Here is a 25,992-nt window from a genome sequence, read left to right as displayed (position 1 = left end):
GCGCACCGCCACAACACCGCCTTGCGGTATACTACCTTATTGCTGCGTGCGCATCTTTAACGGAGTATTTATGTTATAGAAAAGGACTTTCACGCATCAGCATGACAAGTCCTCTCCTATAACACAAAAAATCCCCTCTTATCTGAATCTTCTCCAAATAAGAGGGGATTATACTTTATTCTTCTGTCAGAATCTCTTCGGGCTCTGTCTGAACTGTAGATTCATCAGAAATCTCGCTGATTTCCAACTCCACATCTTCCAGCTCACTCAGTTCTTCCTCCTCGGTCGCCTGAGCTACGAGCTGCTCATCTGTATCTAATTTCACTTGGCTGTAACGCTTCATACCTGTGCCAGCCGGAATCAGTTTACCGATGATTACGTTCTCTTTCAGACCGATCAACGGGTCAACCTTTCCTTTAATCGCTGCCTCCGTCAGAACCTTCGTAGTCTCCTGGAAGGACGCCGCTGACAGGAAAGAATTTGTCGCCAGGGAAGCCTTCGTGATACCTAACATCACCTGCTTGCCCTCTGCCGGTTCTAAGCCTTCCTCTTCCTTCTGCGCGTTTACTTCTTCGAAATCTAGTACATCCACCAGAGTACCCGGCAGGAAATCGGTGTCTCCATTGTTCTCGATGCGAATCTTCTTCAGCATCTGACGTACAATGACCTCGATATGCTTATCGTTGATCTCAACACCCTGAAGGCGGTATACACGCTGCACCTCCTGGATCATGTAATCCTGAACAGCGCGGACACCCTTAATCTTCAGAATGTCATGAGGATTTACACTACCTTCTGTCAGCTCGTCGCCGGCCTCCAGAACCTGGCCGTCCATAACCTTAATTCTGGAACCGTAAGGAATCAGATAGGTCTTGGAATTTCCAGTTTCCACATCGTTGACTGTGATCTCACGTTTTTTCTTAGTATCACTGATCGTAGCCACACCCTTGATCTCGGTGATAATCGCGAGACCCTTCGGCTTTCTGGCCTCAAACAGCTCCTCCACACGGGGAAGACCCTGTGTGATATCTCCGCCGGCCACACCTCCGGTATGGAAGGTACGCATGGTCAGCTGAGTACCAGGCTCTCCGATGGACTGCGCGGCAATGATACCTACAGACTCTCCGACCTGTACAGATTCTCCGGTCGCCATGTTGGCTCCGTAACACTTCGCGCAGATTCCCACCTTGCAGCGGCAGGTAAGGATCGTACGGATCTTCACGCGGTCAATGGCACCGCCAGTCTCATTGCTGACGCCCTCTTTCATGATGCGGGCCGCACGCTTCGGCGTAATCATATGGTTCGCTTTCACGAGGACCTCTCCGTCTTTGTTGCAGATAGTCTCACAAGAATATCTTCCGGTGATACGCTCTTCCAGGCTCTCAATCTCTTCCTTGCCGTCCATGAATGCCTTCACATACATACCTGGAATCTCTCCCTTGCCCTCACAGCAGTCAGACTCACGAACAATCAAGTCCTGAGAGACATCCACCAGACGTCTGGTCAGATAACCGGAGTCAGCGGTACGAAGCGCGGTGTCGGACAGACCTTTACGGGCTCCATGGGCGGACATAAAGTACTCCAATACGTCCAAACCTTCACGGAAGTTGGATTTGATCGGCAGCTCGATGGTGTGACCGGTCGTATCAGCCATCAATCCACGCATACCTGCCAGCTGTTTAATCTGTTTGTCAGAACCACGGGCTCCTGAATCCGCCATCATAAAGATGTTGTTATACTTATCCAAACCGGACAGCAAAGCGTGAGTCAACACATCGTCTGTCTCTTTCCAAGTCTCCACGACCTCCTTGTAACGCTCTTCCTCGGTAATCAAACCACGCTTGTAGTTCTTCGTAATCAAGTCCACCGTATCCTGAGCTTTCTTAATCAGCTCCGGCTTCTGTGGTGGCACGGTCATATCAGAAATAGACACAGTCATGGCCGCTCTCGTGGAATATTTATAACCCATGGATTTAATATCGTCCAAAACCTCAGCAGTCTTGGTTGCACCATGTGTATTGATAACCTTTTCCAGAATCTGTTTCAGACCCTTTTTACCCACATGGAAGTCCACTTCCAGGAGCAACTCATTTCCAGGAACGCTTCTGTCCACAAAGCCTAAATCTTGAGGAAGAATCTCATTAAACAGGAAACGTCCCAAAGTAGACTCGACAACTCCTGTGACTTCCTCTCCATCTGGCATAGTCTTTGTACAGCGCACTTTAATCTTAGACTGAAGGGTGATCGCATCGTTCTCGTAAGCCAAAATTGCCTCATTGACGCTGCGGAAGTATTTTCCTTCTCCCTTATAGCCTGGTCTCTCCTGGGTCAGATAGTAGATACCGAGCACCATATCCTGTGAAGGAACCGCCACCGGACCGCCGTCAGACGGCTTCAACAGGTTGTTCGGAGACAACAGCAGGAAACGGCACTCTGCTTGAGCCTCCACGGACAGCGGAAGATGAACTGCCATCTGGTCGCCGTCAAAGTCTGCGTTGAACGCAGTACAAACCAGAGGATGCAGCTTGATCGCCTTACCTTCTACCAAAATTGGCTCAAACGCCTGAATTCCCAGACGATGCAAAGTAGGGGCACGGTTCAACATAACCGGATGCTCTTTAATTACCTCTTCCAGAACATCCCATACTGCCGGCTCCAGCTTCTCCACCATTTTCTTGGCACTCTTTATATTGTGAGCAGTGCCATTAGACACCAGCTCCTTCATGACAAACGGTTTGAACAGCTCGATTGCCATTTCTTTTGGCAAACCACACTGATAAATCTTCAGCTCTGGTCCTACAACGATAACCGAACGTCCGGAATAGTCCACACGTTTACCCAACAGGTTCTGACGGAAACGTCCGGATTTACCTTTCAACATATCAGAAAGTGATTTCAGCGCACGGTTTCCAGGACCTGTGACTGGACGACCACGGCGTCCGTTGTCAATCAGTGCATCCACTGCCTCCTGGAGCATACGTTTCTCATTTCTGATAATGATATCCGGTGCTCCCAACTCCAATAAACGTTTCAGACGATTGTTGCGGTTGATAATTCTGCGGTATAAGTCGTTCAGGTCGGAAGTTGCAAATCTTCCACCGTCCAGCTGAACCATCGGACGCAGATCCGGTGGAATCACTGGGATTACCGTCATCACCATCCACTCAGGGCGGTTGCCGGATTCCCGGAAGGACTCTACGACTTCCAGTCTCTTGACGATTCTCGCCCGCTTCTGTCCTGTGGACTCTTTTAAACCTTTTTTTAATTCTACGGACTCTTTCTCCAGATCAATACTCTCCAGAAGCTCCTTGATCGCCTCAGCGCCCATTCCTACACGGAAGCTGTAGCCGTAGGATTCTCTGGCATCCTGATACTCACGTTCAGTCAGCACCTGCTTGTACTGAAGCCCGGAACCTGCCGGGTCCAGTACAATGTAGTTTGCAAAATACAACACTTTCTCCAAAGTTCTCGGAGATAAGTCCAAAATCAATCCCATGCGGGAAGGAATTCCTTTAAAATACCAGATATGAGAGACAGGAGCAGCCAGCTCAATGTGCCCCATACGCTCACGGCGAACGCTTGCTTTGGTAACTTCCACTCCACAGCGATCGCAGACGACACCTTTGTAGCGAATCTTCTTATATTTCCCACAGTGACACTCCCAGTCCTTGCTGGGTCCGAAGATACGCTCACAGAACAATCCATCTTTTTCTGGCTTCAGAGTTCTATAGTTAATGGTTTCCGGTTTTAACACCTCGCCTCTTGACCACTCTCTGATTTTCTCAGGGGACGCCAGTCCGATTTTGATGGCATCGAAAGTCATTGGCTGATAGGTTTCATTGTTGTTCATTTCTGCCATTTGTTTCTTACCCCTTTCTACTCTTCTCTGTCAAGAGAATCTTCCAATTCAATCAAATCTTCATCTTCGTCTTCGCTGTCGTCTTCACTCTCGTCGATGTCTACCAGCTCTTCACCGGAAAATTCCTGCTTCGTATATCCCATTGCTCCGTAGGACTCATCCTGCGAACGATGACGATCTCCCTCAATGATGGAGTGCAGATCTGTATCACCGTAATCCACGCTCTCCATGATCTCCACCTCGGTCTGGTCTTCGTTGAGGACTCTCACGTCCAGACCCAGGGACTGAAGTTCTTTTAAGAGAACCTTGAAGGATTCCGGAATACCCGGCTCAGGGATATTGTCTCCCTTGATGATCGCCTCATAGGTCTTCACACGGCCGACCACATCGTCAGACTTCACAGTCAGAATCTCCTGCAATGTATAAGATGCTCCGTACGCTTCCAGAGCCCAAACCTCCATCTCTCCGAAACGCTGTCCGCCGAACTGAGCTTTACCGCCCAGAGGCTGCTGTGTCACCAGGGAGTACGGGCCGGTGGAACGGGCATGAATCTTATCGTCAACCAGATGATGCAGCTTCAAGTAGTGCATGTGTCCGATCGTTACCGGGCTGTCGAAATACTCTCCGGTACGTCCGTCGCGCAGGCGCACTTTTCCGTCTCTAGAAATCGGTACGCCCTTCCAGAGCTTACGGTGTTCCAAATTGTTCTCCAAATACTCCATTACATCCGGAGCCAGAACTTCCCTATATTTCTCCTTGAAGTCCGCAAAATCTTCCATGTTTACATAGTCGTTCGCCATATCCAAGGTATCCATGATGTCATTCTCGTTGGCACCGTCGAATACCGGAGTGGCAATGTTAAAGCCCAGAGCTTTTGCCGCAAGACTCAGATGAATCTCCAACACCTGACCGATATTCATACGTGACGGCACGCCCAGAGGGTTCAGCACAATATCCAGAGGACGGCCATTTGGCAGGAACGGCATGTCTTCTACTGGCAGCACACGGGAAACAACACCCTTGTTTCCGTGACGTCCGGCCATCTTGTCACCCACAGAAATTTTTCTCTTCTGAGCGATGTAAATGCGGACAGACTGGTTTACTCCCGGAGACAGCTCGTCACCATTCTCTCTCGTGAATACTTTCGCGTCCACGACGATTCCATACTCGCCGTGAGGCACTTTCAGGGAAGTATCTCTGACTTCACGGGCTTTCTCGCCAAAGATTGCTCTCAGCAAACGTTCCTCCGCAGTCAGCTCCGTCTCACCTTTCGGTGTGACTTTTCCCACCAGAATATCACCTGCACGCACTTCCGCACCGATACGGATGATTCCTCTCTCATCCAGATCTTTCAGCGCATCGTCTCCCACACCGGGCACGTCCCTGGTGATCTCCTCCGGTCCCAGCTTCGTATCACGGGCCTCAGCCTCATATTCCTCAATGTGAACAGAAGTGTAGACATCATCCTGTACCAAACGCTCACTCAGCAGTACCGCATCCTCGTAGTTATAGCCTTCCCAGGTCATAAATCCGATCAGCGGATTCTTACCCAGCGCCAACTCACCATTCGAGGTAGATGGACCGTCAGCAATTACCTGTCCAGCCTCCACGTGCTCACCTTGTACCACAATGGGCCTCTGATTATAACAGTTACTCTGGTTACTTCTCATAAATTTGGTCAGATGGTAGTCATCTCTGGTACCATCATCATTCTTAATACTGATATCTGTTGATGTGGCACGCTGAACTACACCGGCTTTCTTAGCCAGCACACACACGCCAGAGTCCACAGCCGCCTTCGTCTCCATTCCAGTTCCAACTACTGGGGCTTCCGTCGTCAACAGAGGCACAGCCTGACGCTGCATGTTGGAACCCATCAAAGCTCGGTTCGCGTCGTCGTTCTGCAAGAATGGAATCAGTGCAGTCGCCACAGAGAATACCATCTTCGGAGATACGTCCATGTAATCAAACATTTGACGCTCGTACTCCTGGGTTTCTTCTCTATAACGACCGGATACATTCTTACGAATAAAATACCCATTCTCATCCAACGGCTCGTTGGCCTGAGCAACGTGGTAGTTATCCTCCTCGTCGGCTGTCATATATATAACTTCCTCAGTAACCCTCGGGTTCTTTGGATCGGATTTATCAATTTTACGATACGGCGCCTCCACAAAACCATACTGGTTGATTCTCGCATAGGACGCCAGTGAGTTGATCAGACCGATGTTCGGACCCTCAGGGGTCTCAATGGGACACATTCTTCCGTAATGAGAATAGTGCACATCTCGAACCTCAAATCCTGCACGATCTCTGGACAAACCGCCAGGGCCCAGGGCAGACAGACGTCTCTTGTGAGTCAACTCACCCAGAGGATTGTTCTGGTCCATGAACTGTGACAGCTGGGAAGAACCGAAAAATTCCTTCACTGCTGCTGTCACCGGTTTGATATTAATCAATGACTGGGGTGAGATTCCCTCGATATCCTGAGTGGTCATTCTCTCGCGGACCACTCTCTCCAATCTGGACAGACCGATGCGGTACTGATTCTGGAGCAGCTCTCCCACCGCACGGATACGACGATTGCCCAGATGGTCGATATCATCATCATTGCCCAAGCCGTATTCCAGGTGCATATTGTAGTTAATGGAAGCTAAAATGTCCTCTTTTGTGATATGCTTCGGAATCAAGTCGTGGATATCTCTGTGTACTGCAGCCTTGATCTCTTCCAGATTGTCATTTTCTTCCAGAATTTTTTCGAGAACTGGGTAGTATACTAATTCTGTAACCCCCATCTCTTTTGGATCTGCGTCCACATACTTCCGAATATCTACCATCATGCTGGACAAAACTTTTACTTTGCGTTCTTCTGTTTGAATCCATACATACGGAACCGCGGCATTCTGAATATCATCAGCTAACTCCTTGCTCACAACGGTGCCAGCTTCTGCCAGAATTTCACCAGTAGTTCCGTCCACCACATCTTCAGCTAACGCCTGTCCCGCAATGCGGTTGCGCAACATCAATTTTTTATTGAATTTATAACGTCCCACCTTCGCCAGATCGTATCTTCTGGGGTCAAAAAACATACTCATAATCAAGCTTTCCGCGCTCTCCACGGCCAGCGGCTCACCGGGACGAATTTTTTTGTATAACTCTAAGAGACCCTCCTGATAGCTCTCAGCAGTGTCTTTCGTGAAACTTGCCAGAATCTTTGGTTCTTCACCAAACAGCTCAATAATCTCAGCGTTGGTTCCATACCCTAAAGCTCTGATCAAAACAGTAATTGGGACTTTTCTCGTACGGTCTACACGTACATAAAACACGTCATTGGAATCCGTCTCATATTCCAGCCATGCACCTCTATTTGGGATTACCGTACAGGAATACAGCTTTTTACCAACCTTATCGTGGGAGATTGCATAATAAATACCAGGAGAACGTACCAACTGGCTGACAATGACACGCTCCGCACCGTTGATTACAAAGGTGCCCGTCTCGGTCATCAGCGGAAGATCTCCCATAAAGATCTCATGCTCGTTAATCTCGTCATTTTCCTTGTTGATTAGTCTTACCCGAACTTTCAAAGGCGCGGCGTAGGTCACGTCTCGCTCTTTACACTGTTCTATGGTATATTTCGCATCGTCAACGCACAAAGTAAAGTCAATAAATTCTAGGCTGAGTTTTCCGCCATAATCTGCAATCGGAGAGATGTCATCGAAGACTTCTTTCAACCCTTCATCGAGAAACCACTGGTAGGAATCCTTCTGGACTTCGATCAGATTGGGCATCTCCAGGACTTCTTTTTGCCGCTGGTAACTCATTCGCATACTTTTTCCAGTTGTTACAGAACGAATTCTGTTTTTTTCCATTGACGTTTCACCCCTGTTTTTTTATTTATTACCGCATATCCTACTTGGTTTGTAGGCATATCTTGCCATAATAGTGCATTTTTTACTATAGCATAACGATTCTCAGCGTGTCAACACTTTTTTTCTAAAGATTCTATAAAATTAATAGCCATAAAATCGAGAGGAAAGAACTTTCCTATAAGTGAACAAAATGGGCAAGCTCACTTCAACTTCCCTGCCCCTCAACCTTGAGGGGCGCGTCCCACTTTGTGCGCCGCCGCAACACCGACCGCCTTGCCGTGCACTACCTTATCGCGGCGTGCGCATCCATAGCGGAGCGTTTATGTTATAGGAAAGGGCTTTCACGCTTCAATGTGACAAGCTCTTCCCTATAACATAACAAAGCGCTGCAAGACGACTCTCCGTCGTCCGCAACGCTTTTGTACACTTAAATATACCGTCTGATTATTTAAGAGTAACTTTCGCACCCTCAGCTTCCAGTTTCGTTTTAATATCTTCAGCCTCAGCTTTAGAAGCAGCCTCTTTCAGAACCTTAGGAGCTCCGTCAACAACAGCTTTTGCTTCTTTCAGACCTAAACCAGTTACTTCACGAACTACTTTGATAACTTTAACTTTGTTTGGTCCAACTTCCGTCAGCTCTACATCAAACTCATCTTTCTCTTCTGCTGCCTCAGCTGCTCCGCCTGCTGCTGCTACAACAACACCTGCTGCTGCGGATACACCAAACTCTTCTTCACATGCTTTTACTAAATCATTCAGCTCTAATACGGTTAATTCTTTGATCGCTTCGATAAATTCAGCGGTAGTTAATTTTGCCATTACTATTTACCTCCATTAATTTTTTAGGGTTATTTTCAATTTATCTCGAGAATAATCCAGTTCTGATTATTCTGCTGCTGGAGCTTCCTCTGCCGCCGGAGCAGCGTCTCCACCTTTTTCTGCAATCTGGCTAATAACACGTGCAAAGTTTGCAATCGGTGACTGAATACTTCCCAGCAATTTGCCAAGCAATTCTTCTCTAGATGGAATGTTGGACAGAGCCTCGATTCCAGCTTTGTCGTTGTAGTTTCCTTCCACTACACCTGCAACCAATTCCAATTTCGGGAACTGTTTTGCATATTTAGCCAAAATTCTCGCCGGCGCTGTAGCATCGTCCGCAGATACTGCAAGAGCATTTGTTCCTTCCAGATGCTCGCACAGTGGTTCACAAGCAGTACCTTTGAATGCAAAATTCATCATTGTATTCTTGTATACTTTGTAGTGAACACCAGCTTCTCTCAGCTCCTTACGCAGAAGAGTATCCTGTGCAACTGTAAGTCCGCTGTAGTTTACCAGAACGATACCCTGAGCATCTTTAATACAGTTAGAAATCTCTTCAATGATCGGCTGTTTCAGTTCTACTTTTGCCATGAAATGGTACACCTCCTTATAGATTTTGTATACCGCCGTTCAATCCAAAAGAAAATGCCTTGCTGCACAGACAGCAAGGCATACAAATCTTCTTCAAGAATGTACTTTCCTCGGTAGGCGTTTTGAACCTTATGCCTTACGGCACCTACTGTCTTCGGCAGTTTCCTGTGTGAATATACCATATCTATATTCAATTGTCAAGACTCTTTTTCAATGTGTCTAATCTCCAGCTATGACTGACGCGCTCTACCTGTTGACGCCCTCTTTTCACACACCTACTCCTTGAGTCTTCTAAAAACCTTTTCTGAATCCTGTCTACACCGGAATACTTTCCACAACTTAACCCAGGACCAACCCTAGATGAAACAGACGCTCCGTGTCATCCGCCTCTCAGCTGCGTACCTTGGCACATGAGATCCGGTATAGTAGCTCCCGTGTACCATGGTATGCAGTTTTGACCTGCTAAGAGACAACTCCTGTCTTCTTACACAATAATATCAATATAAACTAAAATTACCCATCTCTATTTTTAGGCCACAGCCTTCCTCGGCCTGTGGAATATTTTCCTCATCTTTCCGGGAATTACCCCTGCTCCCCGCCTGAACTTTACAATCAATTTCCTATTTTTCAAAGAGGAAAATGCGGCTTTTAACTTCCTGCCCAGTCTTTTCCTCCTGCTTTCTTTCACCGTTTTTTGGTCTACATTTATGTTCTCTGTCCTGTTCTCGTTTTCCTTTGATGAAGCAGCTTCCTCGACGGAAGATGCTGTTCCGTTTCTGGATATGGAAACAATCTTGTCCGTTTCTTTGCCATCTGTTTTGTGATCTGTATTTTCCGCCATGGTCTCTGTGAACACTTCTGTGACATTCTGATACGGCCTAATCACCAGCCTTTGTCTTGCTGCCTCTGCTGACGTACCGGGCACAAAAATTCCCACCAACAATGAAATGAGTACTAAAAACTTCTGTTTGATCTTTTCTCTCTTTTTCATAACCAATCCTCCATAACAGCAACGAGAGCTTGTCCCGCTTTTCCAGTTACCATATTCGCAAAGAACGATCTACCTCTTCCTCATCGTTTCCCCTCTTTTCTCAGACACAGTCAACGAGTTACATTTTTCCGGAAAACGTTTTGCAATCGCAATCACAAACGTGTACAGTGTAAATATATTGCCTGCTGTTCAGAAATTATTCCTGTTTTTTTCCGTGTTCTTTGAAACTATTTTTCTACTCCCCTTCAGGTATTCTTGACAAGACCTAAAGCTTCTATATAATAGAACATAGATATAGGTTCGAAAGGCTGGTATATAATATGAAACAATGTATGGATTCTGATAACCTGCATCGGCGGCTGAAAAAAATTATCGGCCAGGTTCAAGCTATAGATCGAATGGTAGATGAAGATATCCCCTGTGAAGATATCTTATCCCAGATAAATGCAGCAAAATCCGCACTGCATAAAGTAGGACAAGTTGTACTAGAAGGACATATTAAGCACTGTGTCCGTGACGGCATTGAACACGGTGACGCTGACCAGACAATTGAGAGCTTCACAAAAGCAGTGGAGCGTTTTGCTAACATGAAGTAAATATTTTGACATTCCAAATTGTTATAGAAAAGGCATCTCACGCTGATGCGTGAAATGCCTCTCCTAATAATATAAGACACCTGCCAAACAGCAGGTGTCTTATATTATTCTCTATTAAGCTAATTTCAAAGGATTGATCTTCACACCAGGTCCCATAGTAGGAGCGATTGTCACGCTCTTTAAGTACTGACCTTTCAGTGTGCTTGGTTTTGCCTTTAAAACTGCTTCCATCAGGGTCTGGAAGTTGTCGGCCAACTGCTCCTCAGTGAAAGAAGCCTTGCCGATTGGCACATGGATAATGTTGGTTTTGTCAAGACGATACTCAATTTTACCAGCTTTGATCTCTTTTACAGCTTTTGCAACATCCATAGTAACGGTTCCTGCTTTTGGGTTTGGCATTAAGCCTTTCGGTCCAAGGACACGTCCCAGACGTCCTACAGTACCCATCATATCAGGAGTAGCTACAACTACGTCAAAGTCCAGCCATCCTTCATTCTGAATCTTCGGAATCAGTTCCTGTCCGCCCACGAACTCTGCACCTGCTGCCAGAGCTTCATCCGCTTTCGCGTCCTTGGCAAATACTAAAACACGAACCTGTTTTCCGGTTCCGTGAGGCAGTACCACTGCTCCACGAATCTGTTGATCGGCGTGACGTCCGTCACAGCCTGTACGAATGTGAACCTCAACGGTCTCATCGAATTTTGCAACTGCTGTCTTCTTAACCAGGCTGATAGCCTCTGCGGTATCGTAAAGTGTGCTGCGGTCCACTGCTTTCGCAGCTTCTACGTATTTTTTTCCTCGTTTCATTTTCATTAACCTCCTGTGGTAATAGCGGGAATCTCCCTCCCACTCGTTTGATTTCTGCGTGTCTTCGTTTCTCTCTCACAAAGTCCTGCAAGATTCTCGTCTGCAATTACTCGGTTACTGTGATACCCATACTTCTCGCAGTACCAGCAATCATGCTCATAGCAGCTTCCACAGATCCTGCATTTAAGTCTTTCATCTTCAGCTCTGCAATTTCCTGAACCTGAGCCTTGGTCACGCTTGCAACCTTAGTCTTGTTCGGAACACCGGAACCAGATTTGATATTAGCAGCTTTCTTCAGCAGAACTGCTGCCGGCGGAGTCTTTGTGATGAAGCTGAAGCTTCTGTCCGCATATACTGTGATTACTACAGGGATAATCAGGTCTCCCTGGTCTGCGGTTCTCGCATTAAACTCTTTCGTAAACTGTACAATGTTTACACCGTGCTGACCAAGAGCTGGTCCGACAGGTGGTGCTGGTGTTGCTTTCCCAGCCGGAATCTGTAATTTAATATATCCTGTTACTTTCTTTGCCATATCAGGCACCTCCTATGTGGTATTGGCGGGGGTGTATCCCTCCCACTTTGTGTTACCTTAGTTACTTTTTTTAATTTCCAAGAAACTGATTTCCACCGGTGTTTCACGACCGAACAGCTCAACATTGATTGTCGCAACTTGTTTCTGGATGTTCAGGCTCTGAATAATGCCCACTGTGTCTTTCCAGGCTCCTCCTGTAACCACCACCTCGTCGCCTTCTTCGAAGTCCACGACGATGCTCGGCTCTTGGATGCCCAGAGGACGCATTTCCTCTTCCGTCAAAGGTACCGGCTTCGATCCCGGTCCGACGAATCCAGTGACACCACGAGTGTTTCTAACTACATACCAGGTGTCATCATTCATCACCATATTCAGCAGCACATAGCCCGGAAACAACTTTTTCTGCACAGATTTCTGAGTACCGTTTCTCATCTCTACGACATCTTCCATGGGAACCCGCACTTCCAAAATCTGGTCTTCCAGATGTCTGTTCTCGATTGTCTTTTCAATGTTCGCCTTTACCTTATTCTCATACCCGGAATAGGTATGGACAACATACCATTTTGCTTCTGACATACGATCACCTCATCCTCTTAGACTACTAAATTAATTCCATGCAGAATTGCACTGTCAAATACGCTGATAATTACGCCCAGTATCACAGTGATCACAACCACTGCAACAGTCTGTTTTACAAGGGTATTCTTATCGGTCCAGATAATCTTATTGAACTCTGCCCGAAGACCCTCGAACCAGCTTCCTTTTTTCTGCTTGCCAGTTGTTTTTTCCTTGTCTGCCATTATTTTCCTCGCATTTCCAATGACGGGTTTATTTAGTTTCCTTGTGTACTGTATGTCTCTTGCAGAATCTACAATACTTCTTGGTCTCCATTCTCTCCGGATGGTTCTTTTTCTCTTTGGTCATATTGTAGTTACGCTGTTTGCACTCCGTACATGCCAATGTGATCTTTACTCGCACAACTTCCACCTCCACTGTAATATTTACACAGTCCATGTATGCCTTTTCTCATCCTGATTTATGATTTTAGGCATAAAAAAAAGACCTACTTCCATGTCGCCTGTTCACTATATCACAGGCGGCATGAAAAGTCAAGTCTTTTCCCCTATATATGCGGCTTTCGCGTAACAGTTCAGCCTGTCACTATTCCGCGAGGCGTCACGCTGCATTTGCAGCGGGATCCCGAGGACAGCAGGTGCCAGACTGCGATTCTCGCAGTCTGTGTGCATACATTTGTGACAGTGAAGCCGAAAGGCTGAACTGTTACGCTTTCGCCTAGCTCTTCTGTCCTCTCTCCGTGTCAGACACCTGTTCCAACTCACCAGCCTTCTCTTTCTCCAGCTCCCGTATTTTCTCAGCACTCTCTTCCTCCGCTGGTTCCTCGGCAGCCTCTTTTCTCTCTGACTCCTGTTCTACATCCGCATTCTCTTCTTCTGACGGCTCCGTCTGAGCTCCAGTATTTATATTTTCCTCACTGGTAACCTCGCCATCCGCCGACTCAATCTCCTGGGTCAGTTCTTTGGAGAGAGTTTCCAGCTCTCCTAAGACCTCCTGAAGTTCTTCCTGAGATAGTGTATCGGCCAGTTTCTCCGGTTCGGCACTTCCCTCCTGGACCGGAAAATCCTTCTTCTGCGCTTCTCTCTGCCTGGAAACTCTTCTTCTCTTCAACCAGCGCAGAAAACGGATATAGGCAAAGATCAAGATCACCAGAAGAATCACTCCGATTCCTCCAAGAACGTACGGAAGATATTTCCAACGGTATTCCACACGAATGCTGTGACTCTCCTGTACATTGGAAAACGTATAGCTTTCCTTCTGCTCATTCGTCAAATCCGTCACTTCTTTTCCATCAATATACAGATGGGCGAATTCGTAATTCTCATTCGGCTGATACCTCACAGTGTAATCGTCATCCCGGTATACACTCTTGGATTCCACCTGCATCTGACCGCCCAGCACCTCGGCCTTCATCTCAAAGACAGGTTTCTCTTTAAAGTAAGCATAAAGCTTTGGCGGCCCCTGACACTTCTCAAAGGTGTATTTTTTTGCCCCGTCTTCTAACTCCACGATTTCTCCGTCAACCATTAGCCAGTCCAGCTCGTAGTGTTCGTAAGGCTTAATCCATACACTCACGTCCTTTCCCCGTCTCACATAAGGTTCAGCCGCTTTCACTCTGCCTCCCTGAGCTTTTGCGACCACTGGAAATTTCGGTATCTCAGTGTAAACGATATCAATCTCATGGTCGTCCTGAAGGTTCGAGAACGTATACTCTGTGGGATACTCTAAGATATTCTGCTTCTCGCCGTCCACGTAAATCTTTCTCAGTTCATAGTTTTCATTCGGCTCATAGCCCACTGTGAAATCTGTTCCCTGGTCCAGCACCTGCTGACTGTCGGTGACAGTACCGTTCGCCACATCGGTCCTCACACTGAACGCGGCGGCCACCTGTGTCGTGTAGAAGACGACTCGGTTAGGGTCCTTTTGCATACTTCCGATCAGCAGCTTGCCCGGCGCTATCTCACAGATCGACTCCGGCTCCACATAGGTTTCTTCCCCTTCCAACCACAAGCCATAGGTGCCGACCAGACGCTGCTCTGTTAAAGAGTACACCTGAAGCGTATCATCCTCAGCAGTTCTCTTCATGAAAGGGATACTAATGATATAGTCTCCTGAGATACAGAAGTCCTGAAACGTATTGCCCGCCGAGGAGTCCACCCCCGCGAACTCATCCAAGACATTGAAATCCCGGTCCGTGATTACAAACTTAAAAGAAGTCTGAGTGACTCCAATCAGAAAGACAAACTGGTCATTTTTCTCCCAGTAGTCCACCGCCGAGACCCTTCCCTTCTCCGCGATCTTGACTTTTTCAATGTATCCTAGAGTTTCACTGTCCACGATGAAAATACAACCTGTATTTTCTTTGTTCAGGGCCTTTCCGCCTGCTATCAAAATCCGTTTATCCACTGGGTCGTAGGTCATCCCATTACAGTGCTCATAGTCCATCTGTGTCACATGCTTTGCGTAACTGAACTGCTGAACAGGATTTCCATTTTCATCGTAATCGTTCTTATAAAACGCAACCAGGGTATCCGGGTCGGAATTGGTATTGGAAGCATTTTCCACTCCGATTATGTAATTTTCCGTGTCACAGATCGCCTGTAGCCATCCTCCATCAGCAAACGGAGTACTCTCCCCTGCATAAGTCCAGTTGGAATCCAAAAATACGTCTGCTTCTTTAATCCCTGCATTTACAGTAGCTGTCTCAAATATACTTATGATCAATATCAACAGTGACAGAAGCGCCGTCACGCCCCTGCGCAATTTTTGTAATTTTTCCATAGACTCCCCTATTGATTCATACTCTGGCGCGGTTTTGGCCACTCCCTTCCCGTCCGCGCCCCTTTCACTCTTCAGTTACATCCCCTCAAACGATTATTCACCAAAAGCTCTCTCTATGGCGGTTTCCCACTGTCCTCTGGATTTCAGCAAAAGCTCCACGAACTCACGTACCACGCCTTCTCCTCCTCGCGCGTTCAGCACGTAGTCACATTGAGCTTTTATCTCTTTTGCGGCGTCCTGAGGACAAACGGCAGTTCCTGCAAGGCGCATCGCATACAAATCATTCAAATCATCTCCGATGTAGGCCAGCTGGTCCGCCTCTAATCCATTTTCTTCCATGTAACTCTTCAAAAAAGAAATCTTATTTCCCACATTCTGGTAAACATGGCGAATCTTCAACTCTTCCGCCCTCTGCAGCACGCAATTGCTCTCTCTGCCTGTGAGTATCATAAATTCCAGTCCCATCGCATGTGCCAGCACAATGCCGCATCCATCCTTGATACTGAATTTCTTTGTCTCAATACGGCGATTGTCAATATAGACCCCGCCATCTGTCATAGTACCATCTACATCCAAAATAATCAACTTTATCTCTTTCATGCTCATTCTTCTTTCTCATACTTAGACGGCGTCAGAAACTCTAAGTTCATCTGACTCCTGATCGGAGACAGAAGAGTGCGAATGAGCTGATTCGTATGGGCAGCTCCCTTGCGTCTCTCCTGATAGTCCAGGATACTGCTGACATAATCCGTCGGTTTTTCCTCATACCCATCGAACCCAGCCAGGTGAACCCTCTCAATCCCAATCTGCTTCAGCAGGCGCAAAAGCATAACGGTACAGTTGTCAAACACTCCGTTCTCATCATAAGTTAAATCGTGGTAATTGAACACCCCGGCCGCCTCCTTTGCCCCTTCCTTGAGATTGGAGGTCACCAGGATTTCTTCTTCCATCGGCCCGTTCACATATTCTTCATAGCGCTTGACATTGCTGAAGAACAAATAATCCGCCCGGTAAAGCTCACTCTTAAAATTCGCGGTGATCACAACCGGAGACTTCTCCTCAATATAAGCCTGAATTCTCGCCTCTTCCCTCTCCAAAGAACCTCCTGGAGCCAGAATCAGGATCTCCCGGCCTTTCAGCTTCTGAGAAAATGCGGCTCTCGCCTGAGCATCATCCACTGCACAATCCTGATAGTGATAATAGAGTTCTTCCACATAGGCCTCGTCAAAGGCCGTCTTTTTACAGTCTTCAATGGACGCCAAAATATGATTGATGTCCTTTGCTTTCAGCTTGCCCTTGTTCAGCAGAAATTCCGCGTAGTTTCTGTGCAGATTATATTTTGCGGACAAAGAGTAGGCCGTACTGTATCCCCACGGCTCCAACCTCTTGATCGGCACAATGTAGTCGTCGATGGCATCCAAAATCGGATCAATGTTATAAGTCTTCGCGTAATTATTGTTGAGATAGTCCAAAATCAGCTCGATGCACAAATTCCCCGGCACTCTCCCCATTCCCAGCAGAGAACCATCGATCACACAGTTTCGGCTGTAACTCTTAATATTCAAAAATTCCTGGGCAAGAGAATAGGACAGAGATAGATTCTCATGCAGATGCAAACCGATGGTGATATCCTTGCTCAGATTGTTCTCACACAGCGAGTACAGCCGAATCAGATCGTTTCTCTTCATGGAGCCAAAGGTATCTACGATAGAAAATACCGTGGGATGAATCTCATTGACTTTTCTGAGAATTTCTAGCAGCTCCCCATCAGAATACCCCATAATATTGATGGGATTACAAGCCACCTCATATCCCTTTTCCATGACCTTGCGACAGTACTCGAGACCTTCTTCCACATCATAGTCATGAAAAGTCACGCGGATACGCTGAATCGGCCCTCCGTCATAGTCTTCTAGCTGGCTGATGTCGTATTTGTTGTGCAGGGACATCAAGGTAAATCTTGTGTTTTTACAGTCCTTCGGGAGTATGTGATAGGCATCCTTCACATGCCTGAACACCGTTCGGTCCGGCTGATAGTCTTCATTTCTCAAAAAACCCAGTTCCACATAGTCCACGTTCGAGGCAATCAGCTGGCGGACTGTCTGACAGATCATCTTATAACCGAACTCCCAGTCGTTGAGATAGCCTCCGTCACGCAGCGTACAGTCTAAAGTCTGAATTCCTGGCATCTTGGTTCCCTCCTTTTTCTCACAATGTATTTTCCATAATCCTTCGCACCCTCTCCAAGTCTTTTTCCGTATCCACAGACAGCGTGCGGCAGTGTTCCACTTCTATAAACTGCAATTTCTTTCCGTAGTCGATAAAACGCAGCGTGTCGATTCCCTCTATTTTTTCAAACCGCCCTGGAACGGAATCCCGGTAAAAATCCAGCATTTTTTTATTATATCCCAAAATTCCCACATGCTTATAGTACTCAAATTCAATACTCTTAAACGGATAAGGGATCGGTGTTCTGGACATATACAGTGCCTTGAAGCTTTCGTCGAACACTACTTTAATGTTGGCAGGGTCCATGACCTCTGAAGGACTATGCATCCTCGTGATAATATTGGTCCCAAACGCTTCTTTTAACTCCACACTCTCCGGCACCGCAGCGTCCACCAATGAAGGATCCAGCAGTGGTTCATCCCCGTTGAGCTGAACGTAAAAATCTGCCTTCACTGTCTCGGAGACTTCTTGGAGCCGATTCGCACCAGTAGGATGCGATGGGCTAGTCATAACCACGGGAATCCTGTACTCCCGGCACATTCCTTCTATCCGCTCATCGTCTGTGGCCACATAGACCGCGTCCAGCCTTTTCGCCTGCCTGACTCGTTCATAGACCCAGACCAACATCGGCTTTCCACAGATCTCTTTCAACGGTTTGCCCGGCAACCTGGTAGACCCATATCTGGCCGGGATAACTCCAACTACTCTCATTGATTCCCATCCTTTCCTCTAAGCAGAAGGTCCAGCGTCCTTTGGGTAGCGTCGCCGTCTTCATAGGTATTAAACTTCTTTTGAAATCTCTGGTACTTTTCATCGTATACGAAGGTTTCGCGCAGCTTCAAAATAGCCTGGGCTAGCTCCTGCGTAGTCTTTACAATAGGCCCCGGCAGCTCCTCCACATCAAAGTAAAATCCTCTGAGTTTTTCCCGGTACTCTTCCAAATCATACATATAGAAAATCATCGGCCTTCCCAGGTTCCCGTAATCGAACATCGTGCTGGAATAGTCCGTAATCAGCATATCGCTAATGATGTACAGTTCATTGACATCCTCCACGCCTGTCACGTCGATCACCCGGCCCTCCCACTCCTGTTTCCAGTCATAAGTGCTAATATGATGGTGAGCCCGGTACAGCAGCACATAATCGTTTCCCAAAATCCGAAACAGCTCATTTAGATCTATCTCCATATGGCTGGCAAACCCACCCTGGCTCTGATATTGGTTCTCCCGCCAGGTAGGAGTGTACAGGAGTGTCTTCTTATTCTCCGGAATTTCCAGCCTCTCCTTGATCTGCCTCAGATCATCCAGACTGTAATGATACAGATAGTCGTTTCTAGGATAACCCGTAGGAACCACGGCAGCCTCATTTCCACTTTTTTTCAACCCAAAAGCCGACGTGATCACCTCGTCATAAAACACAGAAGGAGACAACAGATAATCCACCTTCGCCCCCTTCTTCTCAAATGCCGCAATGGTCTCCTGACGACTTCTGCGACAGTCGCTCTCATATATAATATCACAGCCCACTCTTTTCAGTGGAGTTCCATGCCAGGTCTCCACATAAATTTGGTTCTTACTCGGTTCCATGTACTCAGGGACCGACATGTTATATATCCAAATCTTAGCTTTTGCAAAGGCCATCTCATATTCTTTGGAGTTTCTCTGGACCAACCGGGTCCTGGGGTTCTCCAAGAGCTGGCGATGAGCCTGCGTATCTTGAAAAGACCAGATAAAATGATAGTCGTCATAACGTTTATCCCTCAGCATTCCCTCATAGATCGCCTTGGGACTGCAATTGTAAGATTTTCCCCAGAAGGACTCAAACACAACCAGCTTTTCATCCACCGGATTTTCTCTCTGAAGAGTGGCAAACTGTTTTCTCTTCACATCTTCTCTGGATCGCCTGTAGAACCTAAGCAGACCAGGACATTTTGTAGAAAACCCTTTCAGTTTTTCTCTCGCCCAGGAATTTCCAGACATTTTGTCTCTCCTTTACTTTGCCATAAATTCTTCATAGGCATCCAACACTTTACCCGTCTCACCAATCATCTTAATCTCACCTTCGTGCAGCCACATCAAACTAGTACACAGCTTTTTCAGTGTCTCGGAACTGTGAGAAACAATGATAACCGTCCGGTCTTTGTTGGAAATCAACTGTTTCATCTTATTGTAACTCTTTTTCTTAAACTTCACGTCACCCACGCTGAGCACTTCGTCAATCAGCATGATGTCGGATTCCAACACTGCTGTAATGGAAAATGCTAGCTTGGAATACATTCCGCTGGAATACGTGCGGACCGGCATATCAATAAAACGCCCCAACTCTGCAAATTTAATGATCTCGTCCATCTTAGCCCGAACCTGCTCTTCTGAAAATCCCAGCAGCATCCCCGACAGGACAATATTCTCCCGGCCAGTCAAAGCTTTTTGAAACCCTACTCCGATGGACAACAGGGAGACGGAATGTCCGTGAAGATCAATCTCCCCGGAATCCGGTGAAAAAATACCGGCGATTGCCCGCAGCATTGTGGATTTTCCACTGCCATTCTTGCCGACAATTCCCATAATTTCCCCTTCAGGAACTGAGAAACTCACGCCTTTTACCGCCTCAAAGACCTCCACCTCGGATTTTTTTAATTTTAACAGACTTCTTTTAATCGAGAAAGACTTTAAGCACCGGTAACTGATCTTTAAGTCTTTCACGTCAATCGCATTTTTTGTCTCCATACTAAATCACCTTTACATAGCTGTTTTCGTATTTATAGACCAATTTTACCGATATCACCGAGAGTATCAAACCAATCACTCCCCAGATAATCAGCATTTTCCGTCCCGGAAGCTGAGAGTACAGCATACAACGGCGTAGAGAATCCATAATAAACGCCATCGGATTACATTTCAGCAAAATTGTCTGATACGGCTCCGGCACCGTCTGTCCAATGGAATAAAAGATACCGGACATGTAGAAAATCAGACGCAGCACCACCGTCATCACATTTTGCAGATCGTCCACAAATACACCAAAGTGCAGCATAATATTGCTGATTCCAAAGGTAAGCAGCACCAATACCAGCATCAACGGAAAAAAGTACAAAATTTTCCAGGTGACAGGCACCTGGTAAATGACCATCATAATGATAACCAGGCCAAAAGAAATCACCATCTTAAAACCATTCACCAGCATTTTCTGCACTACCAGCAGAAATTTGGGAATGTACACCTTCGTCACAATCTGACGATTGTTTTTCACTACCTTCACGCTTCCCAGAACGCATTTGTTGAAGAAATTCCAACAAGTTAAACCTATAAACACAAACACCGGAAAATATTCCACAGATTTCTTGAACACAATCAACGCAATAAATGTATAGACCAGCATGAACAGCAGTGGGTCCAAAATCCACCAAAGCCAGTTCAGGTAAGAGCTGGCAACCTCTGATTTCAGTTGAGATTTTGCCGCGTACTGCGTATACTTCCAATATTTCTGCAAATCATTCTTAAATCTCATCCTTGGTCTCCTTATTTTTTCAGATCTTTCTTTATCTGTGTCGTGGAGATCTCCGGTGTCCTCGGCAGATAGACCACATCGCAGTACTCCTTCAGGAAGTCGAATTTTCCTTCCCAGTCATTCCCCATCACAAAGGTGTCGATATGATATTCCTGGACATCGCTGGCTTTCTGCTCCCAGGATTCCTCCGGGATTACCAGGTCCACATAGCGGATTGCCTCCAACAGACGCTTGCGTTCCTCATAGGAAAAATAACATTTCTTCTGCTTCTGATTCCAGTTAAATTCGTCTGTGGACAGAGCCACTACTAGGTAATCTCCCAGAGCCTTCGCTCTCTGAAGCAGGTTCACATGACCATAGTGAAGTAAATCAAAAGTTCCGTATGTGATTACTTTTTTCATCAATATTCTCCTCATTTCTCATATTCTTCACACATTATACTCATCTTAACATATCCCCTCTAAGTTTTCCAGGGTGACTCTTGGGAATACTTCCAGATCGCCGCCTCTTGTGGCATTATAGATCTTCACACCGCAGGACTGCGTAAACTTATGCACCACCTCATAGGCTTCAATTGAGCGGCGATAATTGTGAAGTCCCATCTCTTCCGGCGTGAGCTGCTTCTTTTTCAAATCTCTCTTAATCCTCTGGTCTTCCGCCTTCTTTGTGTCTTCTTTCATGTAGTCCTTGATAAAATGGCCGTTGGCCGTGTAAGTATTCGTACAGTCCACACCCAGCAGATAAATCTCAGAAAATCCCATATAGACTGCCAGCTCCATCATAAACAGCATGACGCTCGCTTTCAGCCAGCAGTAAGACAACATTTTCCCTCGGATTTTGTAAGTCTCATAGTCATAAATATCATTCACATAGATGATATTTTTGGATTTTCCCGTCATTCTCTGATAGGTAGACCGGGGTGTGAAAATCGGTACGTCGACATATCTGACCATCTCCTGGCTCTGATGCTTCGCGTAGACACGGTCCGTCATGCAGTAGTAGGTCGGTCTCCATACAGTTTTGTCGTAGAGCTTGTAGAGCATGTTACATCCTATGGCATACTCATCCTTTATCATATCCAGGTCCTCGGCCCTCAGACTCGGCCCCGTTCCAATCAAAAAACATCTCTCGCCTTTGTGAAGATTCTGATAGCCAGCCAGACGCCGAAAATTTTCATTGAGAAACATTCCATGTCCGTAGAAAAAGCCCGTCGTCCCATACCAGATCTGTTTTCCCGCATTATAGACAGGCTTCACAGCCTTTCTCATTTTTTCATTCATGAATGATCTACCTCCAAATGAATCAACTCCAGGAGACGCGCACAGTTATTTCCATCCTGATAATAGTTCACCTGGTCACAGATTTTTTTACGCTCTTCTTTGAAATTGTCCTCTTCGTTTACCACCTTTCTGAAAAAATCCAACAGCTCTTCCTTGCAATAGATTTTCTCTCCCGGCATGTAATCCAGCGGATTCGGTACTACGAAGCCCCGGTGTCCCTCATAGGATTCCAAGTCCTCGAGCACAAACCCTATCGGACGGTCTAACAGCAGGTAATCAAAGTAAACCGAGGAATAGTCCGTAATCAGGGCGTCTGCCTCTTTCACCAATGAGTACAGAGGGACCTGACGTCTTCTCATATCTTCATTGGTCAAAAAACAGATGCGCCGATACTGCCGTATCTTTGGATTCAGTCTGCTCAAATCCTGGGCCGGATGCATTTTCAAAATCAAAAGACAATTCTGGCGCTCCAAGAAACGGTTTAGCTCCCCTAGCTCCTCCACATCCGCAAACAGCGGCAGGCCGCCGATTTCCTCACAGGACTCCTCCGTATCCTGGATATATCCGTCTCTGGATTTTCGATAAGTTGGCATCCACAGAAAAATCTTCTCATACTCCGCAGAATCAATTCCCAATTGCTTCAACCCTTCTTCCGTCTGAAAGAGATAGTCATTCCTCGGATGGCCGCACAACAGCACTTGGTCCTGCCTGCACCCAAAAGCTTGGACAAAAACCGGCTGAAACATCGGAGCCGCAGCTGTGATGTAAGTAAAAAAATCATATCGGTAATTTCCCAGTTTATCCAGCATTCCATTGATCTTTTTCAGTGGCGTTCCATGCCAATAGTTTACAGAAATCTGCTTCTTCGTAGGCATAATCGCCAGCATTTCTCCATGACAGAAGAGATAGCGCGAGCGAAAAAGCTGCCACAAGCAGCCCTTCACCGAGATCATAAAAACATTTTCCTCTTCTAACTGTCTATACTGGTCCGGATGGTCCACCACGCAATAAATTCGGTACTTTTTCTGATAACCTCGCTTCTTTAAATAGGTAAAAAGAGCTTCGCTGTTATCATCCAGTCCGGATTTACAAAAAAAGCAGATACGCCTGGAATCTTTTGGAATCAACTTGCTGAGAACGGATAGAAGTTGTCCTCCTCCAAAGTATAGTTTTCGCTTCCATTTTCCCTTGACCATCTTATCATCTTCCTTTCTAAGACCGAAGAACCTTCCTGTAAAATCTCTGTCTGGCCCAATTGGGCAATATGCAGATCACAGCTTGTCCCAGTCCCGCCACGAAAAAGTCTCCCATGGTAGAAATCCCCATTTTCTTCAACTTCCAGCGAAATCTGAGTGCCTTTTTCGCATAGGAAAAACCACCACGGCGGGCATACATTCTGTTTCCAGCTCTCATATAGAGCAGCGGCTCTTGAATGTTATAGCCTCTGTATCCCAGCTTCAGCATTCTCGCCCAGAGATCATAGTCCTCAAACAAAGGCATGTGCTGATATCCGCCGGCTTTTTCTACCGCTTCTTTTCGATACATCATCAGCGGGTGGTTAAATGGATTTCTCCGCCGGGCCTGATGCCTGATTTCCTCATGTCTCTCCGGACATTTTCTCACGGCTACAATATTCGTGACCTCCCCGTCAAATTCATAAACAGTGCCTCCCACAAGAGCATAATCACCATCCTCCATGCAGGCCAACTGTTTTTCACAGCGTTTTGGCATACTGATATCGTCACTGTCCATCCTGGCAATCAGAGAATATTTGCAATACTTCATTCCCTCATTCAGAGCCGGCCCCAGCCCTCCGTTTTTCTCCAACGGCACGATTTGAAACAGCTGCGGCCTCTCTGCCCGGAATTTTTCCAGAACTTCTGTCAGCTCCGGGGACAGCGGTCCGTCGCAGACAATTACAAAATCCGCCGGCGGCGCTGTCTGGTCCAGCATACTCTGAATACTGGCTTTCAGATATTCTGGTTTTTCTTTATCATATACCGACATCAGGGCAGAATACCGTTCTGTCTCCGTCACGATTCTTCCTCCTCTATTTCAATGCATTTTTCTGGTCGTCATCCACTCCCTCAGACACTTCCTTCTGAAAGAATATTTTTACAGTCATAAATAAAAGCTTGATATCCAACAGCAATGAATAGTTTTCTATATAGAACAAATCCAGTTTCAGCTTATCATAGGGCGTCGTGTTATATTTTCCGTAGACCTGTGCATAGCCAGTAAGACCCGCCTTCACTTTCAATCTATAGTAAAACTCAGGTATCTCCCTTTGATACTCATGCATAATCACCTTACGCTCCGGACGCGGTCCCACCAGCGACATCTCTCCTAAAAAGACATTAAACAACTGGGGCAGCTCATCCAAATGCAGGTTTCTGAGGACTTTTCCCACAGGTGTAATTCTCGAATCATGTTTCGACGCCAGTCTGGCTCCATTCTTCTCCGAATCCACGCACATGCTTCGGAATTTATAAATCATAAAAGTCTTTCCCATGAAAGTCAAGCGCTCCTGCCTGTAGAACACCGGACCTCCGTCATAGACCTTTACACACAGCGCGATCAGCAGCATAAGAGGAGAGAAGACCACAATGGCCACGGAAGAAATCACCAAATCCATAGCTCTTTTGATGAATCTTTGCTCCGCCGATAGCCCCATATTCCTGGACATCAGCAGAGGGGTGTCAAACAGGTGAATACGGTCTGTACCATTTAAAATCACATCTGAAATCTTCGGAGTCACATAACAGCGTATCGAGTGGGCAAAACAATATTTCAAATATCTATTGCGAATCTGAGAAGGCAAATCCCAGATAATCACTCCCTCGTAATCCCTCATCATCCGGTAGATTTTTCGCTCGCCCTCGTTGACATGAACTTTCCCGCTGACATTGTACTTATCCTTTCTGGAATTCATCTTCTGTATCAGCTCATCCGGTTTTCGGTCTCCGTAGATGACCAGCAGCTTTCTCGCACGGTATAATCGCGAATAGACATACTGGGATCCAAAAGCCCACACCACAATGATTACAAATTCCACCAAAGTACCCAGCAGCAGCGGCGTTGGAGACAAAAACCATCGGTTAATCAGCGTAATCTGAAAGTACACCACAATATTCGTACAAATCGTGGCCAGAGTCAGCGAATAGACTACGTCAATTCTTTTCAGATATCCTACACGCAGCCCACCGTAAAGCTTTGAAAACATTACGTCGATCAGAGCATACAAGCCTACCAACACCCAGTTTCCACGTCTCCAAAAAGGTTTATAGATCAGTTCTCTGTAATAGTTATACCAAAGGTAAGCAAAAACCAACGCCTGGGCAATGATCACCAAGCTCGCCAGCAAGAAGATTACCGTTCTTTTATAATATTCCCTTTTACTCATTCGACTTCCCTCGAAAAAATTTTTCCCTCATGACACTGCGGTCTCTACCACGGTTCATGCACATAAAATCCCAGTATCATCTTACACATTATAACTTAAAGCCCTTTGATCGTCCAGACGATTTTATAAAACATGACCGAATCCTGCCA

The 25,992-nt window shown here is 46.4% G+C and carries 23 protein-coding genes and 1 other annotated feature; of the genes, 1 reads left to right on the top strand and 22 read right to left on the bottom strand.

The window, feature by feature from the left end; all coding sequences use genetic code 11:
- Nucleotides 1-175 precede the first annotated feature (175 nt).
- The 5 genes from rpoC to BLHYD_RS00840 form a co-directional block, all read right to left on the bottom strand.
- Nucleotides 176-3,859: a DNA-directed RNA polymerase subunit beta' gene (gene rpoC / locus BLHYD_RS00860; protein ID WP_005947827.1), complete on the bottom strand. Its 3,684-nt coding sequence runs from the start codon at nt 3,857-3,859 to the stop codon at nt 176-178.
- Between the two features lie 17 nt (nt 3,860-3,876).
- Complete coding sequence (rpoB, locus tag BLHYD_RS00855; protein ID WP_005947825.1) at nt 3,877-7,731, bottom strand: DNA-directed RNA polymerase subunit beta; 3,855 nt, start codon at nt 7,729-7,731, stop codon at nt 3,877-3,879.
- A 444-nt stretch (nt 7,732-8,175) separates the two neighbouring features.
- A complete protein-coding gene (gene rplL, locus BLHYD_RS00850) occupies nt 8,176-8,550 on the bottom strand; it encodes a 50S ribosomal protein L7/L12 (protein ID WP_005947822.1) in 375 nt (124 codons plus the stop codon).
- 66 nt (nt 8,551-8,616) lie between these two features.
- The gene (gene rplJ, locus BLHYD_RS00845; protein ID WP_005947820.1) at nt 8,617-9,141 is read right to left on the bottom strand and encodes a 50S ribosomal protein L10; all 525 of its coding nucleotides are present in this window, start codon (nt 9,139-9,141) and stop codon (nt 8,617-8,619) included.
- 40 nt (nt 9,142-9,181) lie between these two features.
- Nucleotides 9,182-9,317 (bottom strand) — a sequence feature (ribosomal protein L10 leader region).
- Between the two features lie 353 nt (nt 9,318-9,670).
- The gene (locus BLHYD_RS00840) at nt 9,671-10,132 is read right to left on the bottom strand and encodes a hypothetical protein (RefSeq protein WP_005947816.1); all 462 of its coding nucleotides are present in this window, start codon (nt 10,130-10,132) and stop codon (nt 9,671-9,673) included.
- A 320-nt stretch (nt 10,133-10,452) separates the two neighbouring features.
- On the opposite strand from BLHYD_RS00840, the gene BLHYD_RS00835 reads away from it, so the two are divergent.
- Nucleotides 10,453-10,728, top strand: a complete 276-nt coding sequence (locus BLHYD_RS00835; RefSeq protein ID WP_005947814.1) for a metal-sensing transcriptional repressor — start codon at nt 10,453-10,455, stop codon at nt 10,726-10,728.
- A 114-nt stretch (nt 10,729-10,842) separates the two neighbouring features.
- Here the strand turns inward: BLHYD_RS00835 and rplA are convergent, their stop codons facing one another.
- The 17 genes from rplA to BLHYD_RS00750 all read right to left on the bottom strand — a co-directional run bounded on the left by rplA (nt 10,843) and on the right by BLHYD_RS00750 (nt 25,843).
- Nucleotides 10,843-11,535, bottom strand: coding sequence for a 50S ribosomal protein L1 (gene rplA, locus BLHYD_RS00830; protein WP_021845435.1), 693 nt, complete (start codon nt 11,533-11,535; stop codon nt 10,843-10,845).
- A gap of 106 nt (nt 11,536-11,641) precedes the next feature.
- On the bottom strand, nt 11,642-12,067 hold the full coding sequence (gene rplK, locus BLHYD_RS00825; protein ID WP_005947810.1) for a 50S ribosomal protein L11: 426 nt from the start codon (nt 12,065-12,067) through the stop codon (nt 11,642-11,644).
- 57 nt (nt 12,068-12,124) lie between these two features.
- Entirely contained in the window at nt 12,125-12,643 is a 519-nt protein-coding gene (nusG, locus tag BLHYD_RS00820; RefSeq protein WP_005947809.1) for a transcription termination/antitermination protein NusG, read from the bottom strand.
- Between the two features lie 17 nt (nt 12,644-12,660).
- Nucleotides 12,661-12,867 carry a preprotein translocase subunit SecE gene (gene secE / locus BLHYD_RS00815; RefSeq protein ID WP_005947806.1) on the bottom strand — a complete coding sequence of 69 codons (207 nt, stop codon included), beginning with the start codon at nt 12,865-12,867 and terminating at the stop codon, nt 12,661-12,663.
- A gap of 28 nt (nt 12,868-12,895) precedes the next feature.
- Nucleotides 12,896-13,045, bottom strand: coding sequence for a 50S ribosomal protein L33 (gene rpmG / locus BLHYD_RS00810; protein ID WP_040350536.1), 150 nt, complete (start codon nt 13,043-13,045; stop codon nt 12,896-12,898).
- Nucleotides 13,046-13,360: 315 nt separating this feature from the next.
- Complete coding sequence (locus BLHYD_RS00805) at nt 13,361-15,424, bottom strand: hypothetical protein (protein WP_040350472.1); 2,064 nt, start codon at nt 15,422-15,424, stop codon at nt 13,361-13,363.
- 93 nt (nt 15,425-15,517) lie between these two features.
- A complete protein-coding gene (locus BLHYD_RS00800) occupies nt 15,518-16,024 on the bottom strand; it encodes a KdsC family phosphatase (RefSeq protein ID WP_242648387.1) in 507 nt (168 codons plus the stop codon).
- Between the two features lie 2 nt (nt 16,025-16,026).
- Nucleotides 16,027-17,613, bottom strand: a complete 1,587-nt coding sequence (locus BLHYD_RS00795; protein WP_005947789.1) for an aldolase catalytic domain-containing protein — start codon at nt 17,611-17,613, stop codon at nt 16,027-16,029.
- Nucleotides 17,614-17,632: 19 nt separating this feature from the next.
- The gene (locus tag BLHYD_RS00790) at nt 17,633-18,364 is read right to left on the bottom strand and encodes a 3-deoxy-manno-octulosonate cytidylyltransferase (protein WP_005947788.1); all 732 of its coding nucleotides are present in this window, start codon (nt 18,362-18,364) and stop codon (nt 17,633-17,635) included.
- Nucleotides 18,361-19,632 carry a CDP-glycerol glycerophosphotransferase family protein gene (locus tag BLHYD_RS00785; RefSeq protein ID WP_005947786.1) on the bottom strand — a complete coding sequence of 424 codons (1,272 nt, stop codon included), beginning with the start codon at nt 19,630-19,632 and terminating at the stop codon, nt 18,361-18,363. The genes BLHYD_RS00790 and BLHYD_RS00785 overlap by 4 nt, the downstream gene beginning before the upstream one ends.
- A 12-nt stretch (nt 19,633-19,644) precedes the next feature.
- On the bottom strand, nt 19,645-20,379 hold the full coding sequence (locus tag BLHYD_RS00780) for an ABC transporter ATP-binding protein (protein ID WP_005947784.1): 735 nt from the start codon (nt 20,377-20,379) through the stop codon (nt 19,645-19,647).
- A gap of 1 nt (nt 20,380) precedes the next feature.
- Complete coding sequence (locus BLHYD_RS00775; RefSeq protein ID WP_005947782.1) at nt 20,381-21,160, bottom strand: ABC transporter permease; 780 nt, start codon at nt 21,158-21,160, stop codon at nt 20,381-20,383.
- An 11-nt stretch (nt 21,161-21,171) separates the two neighbouring features.
- On the bottom strand, nt 21,172-21,561 hold the full coding sequence (gene tagD, locus BLHYD_RS00770) for a glycerol-3-phosphate cytidylyltransferase (RefSeq protein ID WP_005947780.1): 390 nt from the start codon (nt 21,559-21,561) through the stop codon (nt 21,172-21,174).
- 45 nt (nt 21,562-21,606) lie between these two features.
- Entirely contained in the window at nt 21,607-22,440 is an 834-nt protein-coding gene (locus BLHYD_RS00765; RefSeq protein ID WP_005947778.1) for a 6-hydroxymethylpterin diphosphokinase MptE-like protein, read from the bottom strand.
- Complete coding sequence (locus BLHYD_RS00760) at nt 22,437-23,636, bottom strand: CDP-glycerol glycerophosphotransferase family protein (protein WP_005947776.1); 1,200 nt, start codon at nt 23,634-23,636, stop codon at nt 22,437-22,439. The genes BLHYD_RS00765 and BLHYD_RS00760 overlap by 4 nt, the downstream gene beginning before the upstream one ends.
- 16 nt (nt 23,637-23,652) lie before the next feature.
- Entirely contained in the window at nt 23,653-24,477 is an 825-nt protein-coding gene (locus BLHYD_RS00755; RefSeq protein ID WP_148391206.1) for a glycosyltransferase, read from the bottom strand.
- Nucleotides 24,478-24,490: 13 nt separating this feature from the next.
- Entirely contained in the window at nt 24,491-25,843 is a 1,353-nt protein-coding gene (locus BLHYD_RS00750) for a sugar transferase (RefSeq protein WP_005947772.1), read from the bottom strand.
- Between the last annotated feature and the right edge of the window lie 149 nt (nt 25,844-25,992).

Origin of the sequence: Blautia hydrogenotrophica DSM 10507 (genome assembly GCF_034356035.1) — a bacterium.
GTDB classification, from domain to species: domain Bacteria; phylum Bacillota; class Clostridia; order Lachnospirales; family Lachnospiraceae; genus Blautia_A; species Blautia_A hydrogenotrophica.
The sequence above is the reverse complement of the archived record's forward strand: the minus strand, read 5'-3'. Positions and strand labels throughout refer to the sequence as shown.

What these genes read in the sequence shown, in the direction of transcription:
- rpoC (WP_005947827.1), bottom strand. Translation starts at nt 3,859, where the DNA reads ATGGCAGAAATGAACAACAATGAAACCTATCAGCCAATGACTTTCGAT.
- rpoB (WP_005947825.1), bottom strand. Translation starts at nt 7,731, where the DNA reads ATGGAAAAAAACAGAATTCGTTCTGTAACAACTGGAAAAAGTATGCGA.
- rplL (WP_005947822.1), bottom strand. Translation starts at nt 8,550, where the DNA reads ATGGCAAAATTAACTACCGCTGAATTTATCGAAGCGATCAAAGAATTA.
- rplJ (WP_005947820.1), bottom strand. Translation starts at nt 9,141, where the DNA reads ATGGCAAAAGTAGAACTGAAACAGCCGATCATTGAAGAGATTTCTAAC.
- BLHYD_RS00840 (WP_005947816.1), bottom strand. Translation starts at nt 10,132, where the DNA reads ATGAAAAAGAGAGAAAAGATCAAACAGAAGTTTTTAGTACTCATTTCA.
- BLHYD_RS00835 (WP_005947814.1), top strand. Translation starts at nt 10,453, where the DNA reads ATGAAACAATGTATGGATTCTGATAACCTGCATCGGCGGCTGAAAAAA.
- rplA (WP_021845435.1), bottom strand. Translation starts at nt 11,535, where the DNA reads ATGAAACGAGGAAAAAAATACGTAGAAGCTGCGAAAGCAGTGGACCGC.
- rplK (WP_005947810.1), bottom strand. Translation starts at nt 12,067, where the DNA reads ATGGCAAAGAAAGTAACAGGATATATTAAATTACAGATTCCGGCTGGG.
- nusG (WP_005947809.1), bottom strand. Translation starts at nt 12,643, where the DNA reads ATGTCAGAAGCAAAATGGTATGTTGTCCATACCTATTCCGGGTATGAG.
- secE (WP_005947806.1), bottom strand. Translation starts at nt 12,867, where the DNA reads ATGGCAGACAAGGAAAAAACAACTGGCAAGCAGAAAAAAGGAAGCTGG.
- BLHYD_RS00805 (WP_040350472.1), bottom strand. Translation starts at nt 15,424, where the DNA reads ATGGAAAAATTACAAAAATTGCGCAGGGGCGTGACGGCGCTTCTGTCA.
- BLHYD_RS00800 (WP_242648387.1), bottom strand. Translation starts at nt 16,024, where the DNA reads ATGAAAGAGATAAAGTTGATTATTTTGGATGTAGATGGTACTATGACA.
- BLHYD_RS00795 (WP_005947789.1), bottom strand. Translation starts at nt 17,613, where the DNA reads ATGCCAGGAATTCAGACTTTAGACTGTACGCTGCGTGACGGAGGCTAT.
- BLHYD_RS00790 (WP_005947788.1), bottom strand. Translation starts at nt 18,364, where the DNA reads ATGAGAGTAGTTGGAGTTATCCCGGCCAGATATGGGTCTACCAGGTTG.
- BLHYD_RS00785 (WP_005947786.1), bottom strand. Translation starts at nt 19,632, where the DNA reads ATGTCTGGAAATTCCTGGGCGAGAGAAAAACTGAAAGGGTTTTCTACA.
- BLHYD_RS00780 (WP_005947784.1), bottom strand. Translation starts at nt 20,379, where the DNA reads ATGGAGACAAAAAATGCGATTGACGTGAAAGACTTAAAGATCAGTTAC.
- BLHYD_RS00775 (WP_005947782.1), bottom strand. Translation starts at nt 21,160, where the DNA reads ATGAGATTTAAGAATGATTTGCAGAAATATTGGAAGTATACGCAGTAC.
- tagD (WP_005947780.1), bottom strand. Translation starts at nt 21,561, where the DNA reads ATGAAAAAAGTAATCACATACGGAACTTTTGATTTACTTCACTATGGT.
- BLHYD_RS00765 (WP_005947778.1), bottom strand. Translation starts at nt 22,440, where the DNA reads ATGAATGAAAAAATGAGAAAGGCTGTGAAGCCTGTCTATAATGCGGGA.
- BLHYD_RS00760 (WP_005947776.1), bottom strand. Translation starts at nt 23,636, where the DNA reads ATGGTCAAGGGAAAATGGAAGCGAAAACTATACTTTGGAGGAGGACAA.
- BLHYD_RS00750 (WP_005947772.1), bottom strand. Translation starts at nt 25,843, where the DNA reads ATGAGTAAAAGGGAATATTATAAAAGAACGGTAATCTTCTTGCTGGCG.